11 protein-coding genes are annotated in these 13169 nt (G+C 71.9%); 9 read left to right on the plus strand and 2 right to left on the minus strand.

Features of this window, described 5'->3' with window-relative positions; all coding sequences use genetic code 11:
- The first annotated feature begins 80 nt into the window (after nt 1-80).
- Genes ACZ7G1_RS32685 through ACZ7G1_RS32695 form a run of 3 tightly spaced genes read left to right on the plus strand, consistent with a single transcriptional unit; the run spans nt 81 to nt 3093 of the window.
- Entirely contained in the window at nt 81-1238 is a 1158-nt protein-coding gene (locus tag ACZ7G1_RS32685; RefSeq protein WP_041129344.1) for an acyl-CoA dehydrogenase family protein, read from the plus strand.
- Nucleotides 1239-2108 (plus strand): acyl-CoA thioesterase, encoded by an 870-nt coding sequence (locus ACZ7G1_RS32690; RefSeq protein ID WP_470876389.1) that lies wholly within the window; start codon nt 1239-1241, stop codon nt 2106-2108.
- A gap of 22 nt (nt 2109-2130) precedes the next feature.
- Nucleotides 2131-3093 (plus strand): cation diffusion facilitator family transporter, encoded by a 963-nt coding sequence (locus ACZ7G1_RS32695; protein ID WP_470876390.1) that lies wholly within the window; start codon nt 2131-2133, stop codon nt 3091-3093.
- A gap of 67 nt (nt 3094-3160) precedes the next feature.
- On the opposite strand, the gene ACZ7G1_RS32700 is transcribed toward ACZ7G1_RS32695, so the two are convergent.
- Nucleotides 3161-3934, minus strand: a complete 774-nt coding sequence (locus ACZ7G1_RS32700) for a phosphatase (protein WP_470876391.1) — start codon at nt 3932-3934, stop codon at nt 3161-3163.
- Nucleotides 3935-4148: 214 nt separating this feature from the next.
- Between ACZ7G1_RS32700 and ACZ7G1_RS32705 the strand changes: the two genes are divergently transcribed.
- Nucleotides 4149-5774: a hypothetical protein gene (locus ACZ7G1_RS32705; RefSeq protein ID WP_470876392.1), complete on the plus strand. Its 1626-nt coding sequence runs from the start codon at nt 4149-4151 to the stop codon at nt 5772-5774.
- Between the two features lie 4 nt (nt 5775-5778).
- Here the strand turns inward: ACZ7G1_RS32705 and ACZ7G1_RS32710 are convergent, their stop codons facing one another.
- The gene (locus ACZ7G1_RS32710) at nt 5779-6387 is read right to left on the minus strand and encodes an SACE_7040 family transcriptional regulator (RefSeq protein WP_470876393.1); all 609 of its coding nucleotides are present in this window, start codon (nt 6385-6387) and stop codon (nt 5779-5781) included.
- Between the two features lie 86 nt (nt 6388-6473).
- Between ACZ7G1_RS32710 and ACZ7G1_RS32715 the strand changes: the two genes are divergently transcribed.
- From ACZ7G1_RS32715 to ACZ7G1_RS32735, 5 genes are all read left to right on the plus strand, one after another.
- Complete coding sequence (locus ACZ7G1_RS32715; protein ID WP_470876394.1) at nt 6474-8081, plus strand: carboxyl transferase domain-containing protein; 1608 nt, start codon at nt 6474-6476, stop codon at nt 8079-8081.
- Between the two features lie 14 nt (nt 8082-8095).
- Complete coding sequence (locus ACZ7G1_RS32720; RefSeq protein WP_470876395.1) at nt 8096-10051, plus strand: acetyl/propionyl/methylcrotonyl-CoA carboxylase subunit alpha; 1956 nt, start codon at nt 8096-8098, stop codon at nt 10049-10051.
- Between the two features lie 14 nt (nt 10052-10065).
- A complete protein-coding gene (locus ACZ7G1_RS32725; RefSeq protein ID WP_470876698.1) occupies nt 10066-10983 on the plus strand; it encodes a hydroxymethylglutaryl-CoA lyase in 918 nt (305 codons plus the stop codon).
- Nucleotides 10984-10991: 8 nt separating this feature from the next.
- Entirely contained in the window at nt 10992-12152 is a 1161-nt protein-coding gene (locus ACZ7G1_RS32730; RefSeq protein WP_470876396.1) for an acyl-CoA dehydrogenase family protein, read from the plus strand.
- 158 nt (nt 12153-12310) lie between these two features.
- Complete coding sequence (locus tag ACZ7G1_RS32735; RefSeq protein ID WP_470876397.1) at nt 12311-13162, plus strand: siderophore-interacting protein; 852 nt, start codon at nt 12311-12313, stop codon at nt 13160-13162.
- Nucleotides 13163-13169 lie beyond the last annotated feature (7 nt).

The raw sequence follows: 13169 nt of genomic DNA on the forward strand, positions 1-13169 counted from the left end.
CCGGTCGGTAACTTCGTATCCACAACCCTGAGCAAGCGCTTAGACAATGGGCCCGCCCCGCACACCGGAGGAGTCGTACCGTGCGCCGTACCGTATTCAACGAGGACCACGAGGCGTTCCGGGAGACCATCCGCGCCTTCATCGAGGCCGAGGTCGTCCCCGTCTACGACGAGTGGTTCGCGGCGGGCCAGGCGCCCCGCGAGTTCTACGACAAGCTCGGCGAGCTGGGCATCTTCGGCATCAACGTGCCCGAGGAGTTCGGCGGCGCGGGCCTGGACACCCACAAGTTCGAGGCCGTCCTCTACGAGGAGACCTCGCGCGCGGGCGTCCAGTTCGGCGGCTCCGGCGTGCACGTGCTGCTCGCCCTCCCGTACATCAAGATGCTCGCCACCGACGAGCAGAAGAAGCGCTTCCTGCCGAAGTTCGTCACCGGCGAGGAGATGTGGGCCCTCGCGATGACCGAGCCGGGCACCGGCTCCGACGTCGCGGGCATGAAGACCACCGCCAAGCTCTCCGAGGACGGCACGCACTACGTCCTCAACGGCGCCAAGACCTTCATCACCGGTGGCGTCCACGCCGACCGCGTGATCGTCTGCGCCCGCACCTCCGCCCCGTCCGAGGACGACCGCCGCTTCGGCATCTCCCTCTTCGCGGTCGACACCAAGTCCGAGGGCTACTCCATCGGCCGCAAGCTCGACAAGCTCGGCCTGCGCACCTCCGACACGGCCGAGCTGGCCTTCGTCGACGTCAAGGTGCCCGCCGAGGACCTGCTCGGCGAGGAGGGCAAGGGCTTCTACTACCTGGGCCACAACCTCGCCTCCGAGCGCTGGGGCATCGCCTTCGGCGCCTACGCCCAGGCCAAGGCCGCCGTCCGCTTCGCCCAGCAGTACGTCACGGACCGCACGGTCTTCGGCAAGCCGGTCGCCTCCTTCCAGAACACCAAGTTCGAGCTGGCCGCCTGCCAGGCCGAGGTCGACGCCGCCGAGGCCGTCGCCGACCGCGCCCTGGAGGCCCTGGACGCCGGCGAGCTGTCCCCGGCCGAGGCCGCGAGCGCCAAGCTCTTCTGCACCGAGGTCGCGCACCGCGTCATCGACCGCTGCCTCCAGCTGCACGGCGGCTACGGCTACATGAACGAGTACCCGATCGCCCGCCTGTACGCCGACAACCGCGTCAACCGCATCTACGGCGGCACCAGCGAGATCATGAAGTCGATCATCGCGAAGAGCATGGGCCTGTAAGTGCCCGAAGCACCTTCCGCACTGGATGACCTGCTCGCCCTGCTCGACCTGGAGCGGATCGAGCAGGACATCTTCCGGGGGCATTCCCGCCCCTCGATCGTCCCCCGCGTCTTCGGCGGCCAGGTGGCCGCCCAGGCGCTGGTGGCGGCGGGGCGGACGGTCCCCGGGGACCGGCTCGCGCACTCGCTCCACGCGTACTTCCTGCGGGCCGGCGACCCGGGCGCGCCGATCGTCTACACGGTCGACCGCATCCGCGACGGCCGCTCCTTCACCACCCGCCGGGTCGTCGCCGTCCAGCACGGCCACCCGATCTTCCACCTCTCCGCCTCCTTCCAGGCGTACGAGGAGGGGCTCGACCACCAGGCGGAGATGCCGGCCGCGCCGGACCCGGAGACGCTGCCGACGGCCGCCGAGATGCTCCCCCGGCACTTGCCGAAGGAGGTCGCCGACCGGCTCGTCGAGTCCCGGTCCGCCGTCGACCTGCGGTACGCCGACACCCCGCCCTGGGGCTCGGTCGGCGAGCGGCGCGATCCCCGGTCGCAGGTGTGGTTCCGCACCAACGGCAAACTCGCCGACGACCCTCTGCTGCACGTCTGCCTGGCGACGTACGTCTCCGACATGACGCTGCTCGACTCCGTCCTGCTCGCGCACGGGCGGGGCGGCTGGGCCGTCGGGGACGTGGTCGGGGCCTCCCTCGACCACGCCATGTGGTTCCACCGGCCCTTCAGGGCCGACGAGTGGCTCCTCTACGACCAGGAGTCGCCGACCTCTGCCGCCGGGCGCGGCCTCGGCCAGGCCCGGATCTGGACCCGGGACGGCAAGCTGGCGATCTCCGTCATCCAGGAGGGTGTCGTTCGCGTGCCGCGCTGATGATCGGACATACCGTCCGGTCATGGCGGAGAACGACGGAAACAACGGCGAAAGCACCACCACGGTGATCGTGGCGGCGGCGGCGAACCTCGGGATCGCCGTCGCCAAGGCCGTCGCCGGTGTCATCAGCGGATCCAGCGCGATGCTCTCCGAGGCCGCGCACTCGGTCGCCGACACCGTCACCGAGGTCATGCTGCTCACCGCGCTCAAGCGGAGCGAGAAGCCCGCCGACGAGGACCACCCCGTCGGATACGCGGGCGAGCGGTACGTGTGGGCGATGCTCGCGGCCGTCGCCACCTTCGTCGGCGGCGCGGTCTTCTCGGTCTACGACGGCATCCACACCCTCGTCCACGGCGAGGAGCCCGGCGACCCGCTGATCTCCTACATCGTCCTCGGCGTCTCGTTCCTCCTGGAGGGGTACTCCCTCCGGACCGGCATCAAGCAGGTCAAGGCCGAGGCGGAGCGGATGAAGGCCCCCTTCGCCGCCTATCTGCGCCTCACCCCCGACACCACCGTCAAGGCGGTCGTCATGGAGGACTCCGCCGCACTCGCAGGCCTCATGCTCGCCGCGGGCGGCCTCCTCGGCGGCCAGCTCACCGGCTCCGGCGTCTGGGACGGCGTCGCCTCCATCCTCATCGGCGTCCTGCTCGTCTACGTCGCCTGGGTGCTCGGCCGCTCCAACGCCGAACTCCTCATCGGCCGCCCGCTCCCCCGCCCCATGCGCGAGGCCGTCCGCGAGGAGCTGCTCTCCGTCCCCCACGTCATCGGCGTCCTCGACCTCATCACCCTCATCCAGGGCCCCGGCGAGGTCCTCGTCGCCGCCAAGATCGACTTCCGTGACGTCGCCTCCGCCGACCAGGTCGAATGGGCCTGCGAGGACGCCGAAGCCCAGCTCCGCGAACGCTTCCCCGCCATCCGCCGCGTCTACCTGGACCCGACGCCGGGCGTGGAGCAGCGCCGGGCCCGGCCGCCCGAGCGGCCCTGAGGACTTCCCGAGCGGCCCTGAGGTCTTCCCGAGCGGCCCCGAGGACTTCCCGAGCGGCCCTGAGGTCTTACAGCAGGCCCGCCGCGTCCAGGGTGTACGCCGTCATCGGCTCGTAGTAGCGCGGGTCGACGACGTGGTCGTCCAGCGGGATCGTGACCTGCATCGTGCCCTCCGCCTCGCCGATGAACAGCGCCGGGTCGTTGCAGTCCGCGTACCCGACCGAGTCGATCCCGCGCTGACCCGCGCGCCCCGCCCAGCCGTGGTCCGCGATGACGAGGTCCGGCCGGCCGTCCTCGCCCAGCGCGTCGAGGATCGCGTTCATCGGCTCCGGCGAGTGCGTGTGCCACAGGCTCGCCCCCCGCTCGAACACGGCGACGTCCGCGAACTGCACGACGTACCCCTCGTCGGCGATCAGCCCGCCGGGGATGCGCACGATGTCGCAGCCCTGCGCCCGCAGCGCCGCCGCCACCCTGCTGTGCACGTCGATCAGCGCCCCGGGATGCCCGGTCGCGAAGAGCACCCGCTCCCGCCCCGCCGCCGCCTTCCGCAGCCGCGCCGCCATCCGGTCCAGGCCGTCCACCGTCAGCTCGGGATCGATCGTGTCCTGCCCCGCCCGGTGCGCCGGATCGTCGATCACCCCGCACCGCTCCGCCATCACGGCCAGCACGTCCTGCTCGTCCACCCACCGCTCACCGAGCTCGAGCCCGAACCAGTAGTGCCGGTCGCCATTGGCCAGCTTCCGGTAGTGCGACAGGTTGTTCTCCCGCGGCGTCGCCACCTCCCCCGCGATCCGGCTACGCACGAGGTGCTCGACAAGGGCTGCACGGCTGAGTATCGGCATGCCGCCCATTCTCTCCGAGCCCGCCCCCGGCGAGACAACCGGTTCCGACCCGTGGACCTCCTCGGGGGTGTTGTGCCGGTCAGGCCGGACACCCTCTCGGCCCCTCCGGGGAAATCCTGGCTGCCCCCGTTCCTGCCCTTCGGTTCCTGGTGCCGCCCGCCGCCGCCCCCGTATCCAGGGGAAGCCTGTATCCCTGTGCCGAAAGAGGCTCCCCTTGCGCAGCGACGAGAACCCCGTGCCGGTCAGGACCGCCCCCGACCGCACCCCGGACCACGCCCCCGCCGACGAGCCCGACGCCCGGCTCCAGGGCCTCCTCGCGCTCCAGCGGACCGCCGGCAACGCCGCCGTCGCCGGGCTCCTCCGAAGTGCCGGGCACTCCTGGGCCGCGCAGACGCCCGTCCAACGCCTCTGGAACGGCCAGGGCAGTCTCGACGACGACGGCGACCTCCACATGGGGACCCAGCAGTCCGACTTCGGCACCCAGTCGAGCCAGGCCAGCCAGTCGTCCCAGCAGAGCGCGTCCTTTCCGTCCCTCGACCTGTACAACCTGGGCTGGACGCAGCACCAGTTGGGGCGGCCGCGGGCCGACAGGGACGTACGCGAGGCGCAGGCGCGGGCGATGGAGGAACTCGACACCCTGGTCATCCCCGCCCAGTGCGAGGGCGCCCACCCGACCCGGCCCGAGGGCGCGGCCCACCCGGGAGCCGTCCCCGCCGGCACCGAGACGATCACCGTCTACCGGGACTCGGGCTGGCGGCCCCCGAACACGTCCACGCGCGGCGGCGCCCTGCAGACCAGCTTCGTCGCCGACTTCCACTCCGTCTACTTCAACTACAAAATCGAGCTCGCCAACGACTCGTCGGCCCCGACCCACGTCAACCCGCTCCGGACCTTCCGGGTCCTCAGCCAGACCCCCCGGTCGAACGGCCGCGGTTCACAGGGACGGACGTACCTGTTCGAGCACCGGTGGGCCCCCAACCCGATGTTCGACTGGGAACCCGGCGAGGACATCGAGGAGACCGCCCGGCACTTCGGCCTTGACCCGGCGGAGCAACTCGACGCGCGGGACACCGGTTTCGTCGAGCTGCCCACGGACCCCGGGCAGCGCTTCGTCTTCTTCGTCGAGGAGGACCGGGAGGACAACCGGTTCCTCCACGACGACCGGCGGTTCAGCACCGAGGGCGCCTTCGACGGCGCGTACCTCCTGGCCCACTTGACCGGGAACGCGCGGGAACAGACGGACCTGTCGAGTCCGCCGCTCCTCGACCGGCGCACGGCGGGGCGGAGCACCTCCCAGGCGATGGCGGGGACCCAGGCCCACCAGTGGATGGACGCCGCGGGCAGGGCGGGCGGGTCTCCGGGTGTCCTGGCCAAGTACGAGTGGTGCCATCTGATCGGCGACGGCGACGGCGGGCAGAGCGTCCCGGAGAACCTCGTGATCGGCACCAACGCCGTGAACACCGAGCAGCTGGCGATGGAGATCGGCCTGCGCCGCTATGTGCGCCAGCTGTTCACGAGGGGCTACCGGATCCAGCTGCGGGTGCGGGCGACCATGCGAAACGCTCCCGAGCAGGCGAACCCCGCCGCGCCGGTGATCATGGGTGGCGCACCGCTGATGGCGGACTGGATCAGCTACGAGATCAGCATCCTCGGTCCGGGCACGGACCATCTCGTCCACCGGCAGATCATGGACGCGCAGCGCGGCACGATCACCGAGTCCGAGTTCGTCTTCCTCCAGAACACCGTCGAGAACGAGATCCGGGCCTTCATCGAGGAGGAGCTCAACGCGACCCCCGTCGGTGTCGACGAGGCCGACGTCGCCGACGACGTCGACCTCTGACCCGCTACTCCCCCAGCGCCCCGAAGGCCCCGTGCGCCAGGCGGCGGAGGAGGTCCTCCATGGGGACGCGGCCGAGGGCGGCGAGGTGGGGGGTGGAGTTGAGGAGGCCGAAGACGGCGTGGACGGCGGTGCGGGACTCGGATTCGGCGGCGGAGGGGTGGAGCTCGCGGACGGCCGTGACCCAGAGCTCGACGTACTGGCGCTGGAGCTGGCGGACGCGCTTGCGGTCCTCGTCCTTGAGGCGGTCGAGCTCGCGGTCGTGGAGGGTGATGAGGGGGCGGTCGTCGAGGGCGAAGTCGATGTGGCCGTCGATGAGGGAGCCGAGGAGGACGCGGGGGTCGCCGCCGGATTCGGCGACGCGGAGGCGTCCGCCGGCGAGGAGCCGCTCGCTGATGCCGACGAGGAGCTCGGCGAGCATCGCGTCCTTGCCGGGGAAGTGGCGGTAGAGGCCGGGGCCGCTGATGCCGACGGCGGCTCCTATCTCGTCCACGCCCACGCCGTGGAAGCCACGGGCCGCGAAGAGGCGGGCGGCCTCTTTGAGGATCTGCTCGCGCCGCGTCGGGGCATCGGTCCTGCCGGTGACGGTCGAGGTCGAGGCGGGGGTCGTGGTCATGGATTCGATTCTAGACAACCCCGTTAGCGGTCGTTAACCTGAGCGCATACGTTAACGCTCATTAACCGAGCAAGGGAGCTCGAGGGATGCAGCAGGCACCTGTGCTGACGAGCGCGGCGGACCCCGCGTCCGCGGCCTGGCAGGCCAATGAGGCGGCCCATCACGAGCTGGCGGCGACCCTGCGCGCCAAGCTCGCGGCGGTCGCCCTGGGCGGCGGTGAGAAGTCCCGGGCCCGGCACACCGCGCGCGGGAAGCTGCTGCCGCGGGACCGGGTGGACACCCTCCTCGACCCGGGCTCGCCGTTCCTGGAGCTGGCGCCGCTCGCGGCGGACGGCATGTACGGCGGCCAGGCCCCGGCGGCCGGTGTCATCGCGGGCATCGGCCGGGTGTCGGGCCGGGAGTGCGTGATCGTCGCGAACGACGCGACCGTCAAGGGCGGCACGTACTACCCGATGACGGTGAAGAAGCACCTCAGGGCGCAGGAGGTGGCGCTGGAGAATCGTCTCCCCTGCCTCTACCTGGTCGACTCGGGCGGCGCCTTCCTGCCGATGCAGGACGAGGTGTTCCCCGACCGGGAGCACTTCGGCCGGATCTTCTTCAACCAGGCCCGGATGTCGGGCGCGGGCATCCCGCAGATCGCGGCGGTCATGGGCTCCTGCACGGCCGGCGGCGCGTACGTGCCGGCGATGAGCGACGAGGCCGTGATCGTACGGAACCAGGGCACGATCTTCCTGGGCGGTCCGCCGCTGGTGAAGGCGGCGACCGGTGAGGTCGTGACGGCGGAGGAGCTCGGCGGCGGCGAGGTCCACTCGCGGATCTCCGGCGTGACCGACCACCTCGCCGAGGACGACGCGCACGCGCTGCGGATCGTCCGGAACATCGTGGCCACCCTCCCCGAGCGCGGCCCGCTCCCGTGGCGGGTCGAGCCGGCCGAGGAGCCGAAGGTCGACCCGTACGGCCTGTACGGCGCGGTGCCGGTGGACTCCCGCACCCCGTACGACGTGCGCGAGGTCATCGCCCGGGTGGTGGACGGCTCGCGTTTCCAGGAGTTCAAGTCGGAGTACGGGCAGACGCTGATCACCGGCTTCGCCCGCATCCACGGCCACCCGGTCGGCATCGTCGCCAACAACGGCATCCTGTTCGCCGAGTCCGCCCAGAAGGGCGCGCACTTCATCGAGCTGTGCGACCAGCGCGGTATCCCGCTGGTGTTCCTGCAGAACATCACCGGCTTCATGGTCGGCAAGGCGTACGAGCACGGCGGCATCGCCAAGCACGGCGCCAAGATGGTCACGGCCGTGGCGACCACGCGGGTGCCGAAGCTGACGGTGGTCGTCGGCGGTTCGTACGGCGCGGGCAACTACTCGATGTGCGGCCGGGCGTACTCCCCCCGCTTCCTGTGGATGTGGCCCAACGCCAAGATCTCGGTCATGGGCGGCGAGCAGGCCGCCTCCGTCCTCGCGACCGTCAAGCGCGACCAGCTCGGCGACGACTGGAGCGCGGAGGACGAGGAGGCCTTCAAGGCCCCGATCCGCGAGCAGTACGAGAGCCAGGGCAACGCCTACTACGCGAGCGCCCGGCTGTGGGACGACGGGGTCATCGACCCGCTGGAGACCCGGCAGGTCCTCGGCCTCGCCCTGACCGCCTGTGCCAACGCGCCCCTGGGTGACCCCCAGTTCGGCGTCTTCCGGATGTGAAGGGCCCCCAGGAGATGCAGAACATGTTCGACACCGTCCTCGTGGCCAACCGGGGCGAGATCGCCGTCCGCGTCATCCGCACCCTGCGGGAGATGGGCGTGCGCTCGGTGGCCGTCTACAGCGACGCAGACGCCGACGCCCGGCACGTCCGGGAGGCGGACACGGCGGTGCGGATCGGCCCGCCGTCCGCCGCCGAGTCGTATCTGTCCGTTCCGGCGCTGCTCGACGCGGCCCGCCGCACGGGCGCGCAGGCCGTCCATCCCGGCTACGGCTTCCTCGCCGAGAACGCCGGCTTCGCGCAGGCCTGCGCCGACGCCGGCCTGGTCTTCATCGGCCCCCCGGCCGCCGCGATCTCCCTCATGGGCGACAAGATCCGCGCCAAGGAGACCGTGAAGGCGGCGGGCGTCCCGGTCGTGCCGGGCGCCGCCGACCCCGAGCTCGAGGCGGCGGCCCGCGAGCTGGGCGCGCCGGTGCTGCTCAAGCCGAGCGCGGGCGGCGGCGGCAAGGGCATGCGGCTGGTGCGGGACCTGGCGGTCCTGGGCGAGGAGATCGCGGCGGCCCGCCGCGAGGCCCGGGCGTCCTTCGGCGACGACACGCTGCTCGTGGAGCGGTGGATCGACCGGCCCCGGCACATCGAGATCCAGGTCCTCGCCGACGCCCACGGGAACGTGGTGCACCTGGGCGAGCGCGAGTGCTCCCTGCAGCGCCGCCACCAGAAGATCATCGAGGAGGCGCCGAGCGTCCTCCTCGACGAGAAGACCCGGGCGGCGATGGGCGCGGCGGCCGTGGAGGCCGCCCGGTCCTGCGGCTATGTCGGCGCGGGCACGGTCGAGTTCATCGTCCCGGGCGGTGACCCGTCCGCGTACTACTTCATGGAGATGAACACCCGTCTCCAGGTCGAGCACCCCGTGACCGAGCTGATCACCGGGCTCGACCTGGTGGAGTGGCAGCTGCGGGTCGCCGCCGGCGAGCCGCTCGGCTTCGGCCAGGACGACGTCCGGCTGGACGGCTGGGCGGTCGAGGCCCGTATCTGCGCCGAGACTGTGTCTTTTAAAGCGGGCTCGCGCGGCTTCCTGCCCTCGGGCGGCACGGTCCTCGCCCTGAACGAGCCGCGCGGGAACGGCGTGCGGACGGACTCCGGTCTGGTCGAGGGCAGCGAGGTGTCCTCCCTCTACGACCCGATGCTGTCGAAGGTCATCGTCCACGCGGCCGACCGGCCGACGGCCCTGCGGAAGCTCCGCGCGGCCCTCGCCGACCTGGTCACCCTGGGCGTCCCCACCAACGCCGGCTTCCTCCGCCGCCTCCTCGCCCACCCGGACGTCGTGTCCGGGGCCATGGACACGGGTCTGGTGGAGCGGGACGCGGAGAGCCTGATCCCGGAGGGCGTGCCGGACGAGGTGTACGCGGCGGCGGCCGCCGTGCGGCTCGCGGAGCTGGCGCCGGCGCCCCGGGAGGGCTGGACGGACCCGTTCGACGTGCCGAACGGCTTCCGTCTCGGCGGCACCCCGAAGCCGCTCGCCTTCCCGTTCCGGGTGGCGGGCCTGGAACCCGTCTCGGCCGGCGCCCCCGCGGGCGCGCGGGTCACGGACACCGGGGTGACCGTCGTCGTGGACGGCGTCACCCACGCCTTCCACCGGGCCGGCGCCTGGCTCGGCCGGGACGGCGACTCCTGGCACGTGCTGGACCACGACCCCGTCGAGGCCGCGCTCTCCGGCGCCCGGCACGGCGGCGCGGACACGCTCGCCGCGCCCATGCCGGGCACGGTCACCGTCGTGAAGGTGGCCGTCGGCGACGAGGTGGAGGCCGGGCAGAGCCTGCTGGTCGTGGAGGCGATGAAGATGGAGCACGTCATCTCCGCCCCGCACGCCGGGACCGTGACCGAGCTGGACGTCACGCCCGGGACCACCGTCGCCATGGACCAGATCCTGGCCGTGGTGGCGCCCCGCGAGACCGCCGGGGAGGAAGCGTGACCACCGGCCTGCCCATGACCGTGCGGGATCCCGCGCTGCCCGCCCGGGTGCGGATCCACGAGGTCGGCGCCCGTGACGGGCTGCAGAACGAGAAGACGGCCGTCCCGACCGGGGTGAAGGCCGAGTTCGTGCGGCGGCTGGCCGCGGCGGGTCTGACGACCATCGAGGCGACGAGCTTCGTGCACCCGAAGTGGGTGCCGCAGCTGGCGGACGCCGAGGAGCTGTTCCCGCTCGTCCGCGACCTGCCCGTCCGTCTCCCGGTGCTGGTGCCGAACGAGCGCGGCCTCGACCGCGCGCTCGCGCTCGGCGCCCGTGAGGTGGCCGTCTTCGCCTCGGCGACCGAGGCCTTCGCGAAGGCCAACCTGAACAGGACCGTGGACGAGGCGCTCGCGATGTTCGCGCCGACCGTCACGCGGGCCATAGAGGCCGGGCTGAAGGTCCGCGGCTACCTCTCGATGTGCTTCGGCGACCCCTGGGAGGGGGCCGTCCCGGTCGAGCAGGTCGTCCGGGTCACCAAGGCCCTGGCCGACATGGGCTGTGACGAGCTGAGCCTCGGCGACACCATCGGCGTCGCGACCCCGGGCCACGTCCAGGCCCTGCTCGCCGGTCTGAACGAGGCCGGCGTCCCCACCTCCCGTATCGCCGTGCACTTCCACGACACCTACGGGCAGGCCCTGTCCAACACCCTGGCCGCGCTGCGGCACGGGGTCACCACGGTCGACGCCTCCGCGGGCGGCCTCGGCGGCTGCCCGTACGCGAAGAGCGCGACCGGCAATCTCGCCACCGAGGACCTCGTGTGGATGCTCGACGGTCTCGGCATCGAGACCGGTGTCGATCTGGCCGCCCTCACCGCCACGAGCGCGTGGATGGCCGAGCAACTGGGCCGACCGAGCCCGTCCCGTACCGTCCGCGCCCTCTCCCACAAGGAGTGACGAAACCCATGTCCCTCGACCACCGGCTCACCGAAGAGCACGAGGAACTCCGCCGTACCGTCGAGGCCTTCGCGCACGACGTCGTCGCCCCGAAGATCGGCGACTACTACGAGCGGCACGAGTTCCCGTACGAGATCGTCCGCGAGATGGGCCGGATGGGCCTGTTCGGGCTCCCGTTCCCCGAGGAGTACGGCGGCATGGGCGGCGACTACCTCGCCCTCGGCATCGCCCTTGAGGAGCTGGCCCGGGTCGACTCCTCGGTGGCCATCACCCTGGAGGCGGGCGTCTCGCTCGGCGCGATGCCGGTCTACCGCTTCGGCACCGAGGAGCAGAAGCGGGAGTGGCTGCCGAAGCTGTGCTCCGGCGAGGTCCTCGGCGCCTTCGGCCTCACCGAGCCGGGCGCGGGCTCGGACGCGGGCGGCACCCGCACCACCGCCGTGCGGGACGGTGACCAGTGGGTCATCAACGGCTCGAAGTGCTTCATCACCAACTCCGGTACGGACATCACGGGTCTGGTCACGGTCACCGCGGTCACCGGCCGCAAGCCCGACGGCCGCCCGCTGATCTCCTCGATCATCGTCCCGTCCGGCACTCCCGGTTTCACCGTGGCCGCCCCCTACTCCAAGGTCGGCTGGAACGCCTCCGACACCCGCGAGCTGTCCTTCGACGACGTCCGCGTCCCGGTGGAGAACCTGCTGGGCGAGGAGGGCCGCGGCTACGCGCAGTTCCTGCGGATCCTGGACGAGGGCCGGGTCGCCATCGCCGCGCTCGCCACGGGCCTGGCCCAGGGCTGTGTCGACGAGTCGGTGAAGTACGCGCACGAGCGGCACGCGTTCGGCCGTCCGATCGCCGACAACCAGGCGATCCAGTTCAAGATCGCCGACATGGAGACCAAGGCGCACATGGCCCGGATCGGCTGGCGTGACGCGGCCTCCCGCCTGGTCCTGGGCGAGTCCTTCAAGAAGGAGGCCGCCATCGCCAAGCTCTACTCCTCCACGGTCGCCGTCGACAACGCCCGGGACGCCACCCAGATCCACGGCGGCTACGGCTTCATGAACGAGTACCCGGTGGCCCGCATGTGGCGCGACTCCAAGATCCTGGAGATCGGCGAGGGCACCAGCGAGGTCCAGCGGATGCTCATCGCCCGCGAGTTGGGCCTTCCGGCCTGACGTACCGGCATCCGAGCCCGTCGTCCCCACCAGGGGGCGGCGGGCTTCGACGTGACAGGGTCGGGCCCCGCCCCTACTGGCCGAAAGAAGGTTAGGCTAACCTACCTTTCATCCCGTCCGGAGCGATCCTGCCCGAACCGAGAAGGTGCCCTGCCCTCATGACGAACACCGAGACCGCCCCCTTCCAGTTCTTCGCCCTCCAGGTCGACCGGACGCGACGGCTCGGCCCGTCCCTGGTCCGCGTCACCTTCACCGGGGACGACCTGAAGGGCTTCGCGGCCGGCGGCCGCGACCAGTCGCTCTCCCTGTTCCTGCCGCACCCCGGCCAGGAGGCGCCCGTCCTCCCGCCGCTGGACGACCCGGACATGTACGCGATCCTCGGCGCGTGGCGGGCCATGCCCGACGACGAGCGGGCCGTGATGCGCTCGTACACCGTCCGGGAGCAGCGCACCGAGCCGGTGCACGAGGTCGACATCGACTTCGCGATCCACGAGGACGGCGGACCCGCCTGCCGCTGGGCGGGGCGCGCCAAGCCCGGTGACCGGGTGGTCGTGCTCGGCCCCGCGGTCGCCGACAACACGGGCGTCCGCTTCCGGCTGCCGGAGGACGCCGACTCCGTACTGATCTGGGCGGACGAGACGGCGCTGCCCGCCGCCTCCGCGATCCTGGAGTGGCTGCCGGCCGAGACCCGCGCCCAGGTGTTCCTCGAAGTGCCGTTCTCCGGAGACCGGATGGAGCTCGCCACCCAGGCGGACGCGACCGTCACCTGGCTCGTACGGGAGGAGGGGGCGCCCTCCGCCGTGGACGCGGTGCGCGGGGTGGAGCTGCCGGGCGAGTCGCCGTACGTGTGGATCGCGGGCGAGTCCGGTTCCGTGAAGGCGCTGCGCCGTCACTTCGTGCGCGAGCGCGAACTCGACCGCCGTCGCGTGACGTTCGTCGGCTACTGGCGCAAGGGCCTGTCCGAGGACGCCCTGCGCGAGGTCCCGGACGAGACGCAGGAAGAGGCGTAGGCGGGTC

The organism is Streptomyces sp. NPDC037273, from assembly GCF_055603625.1.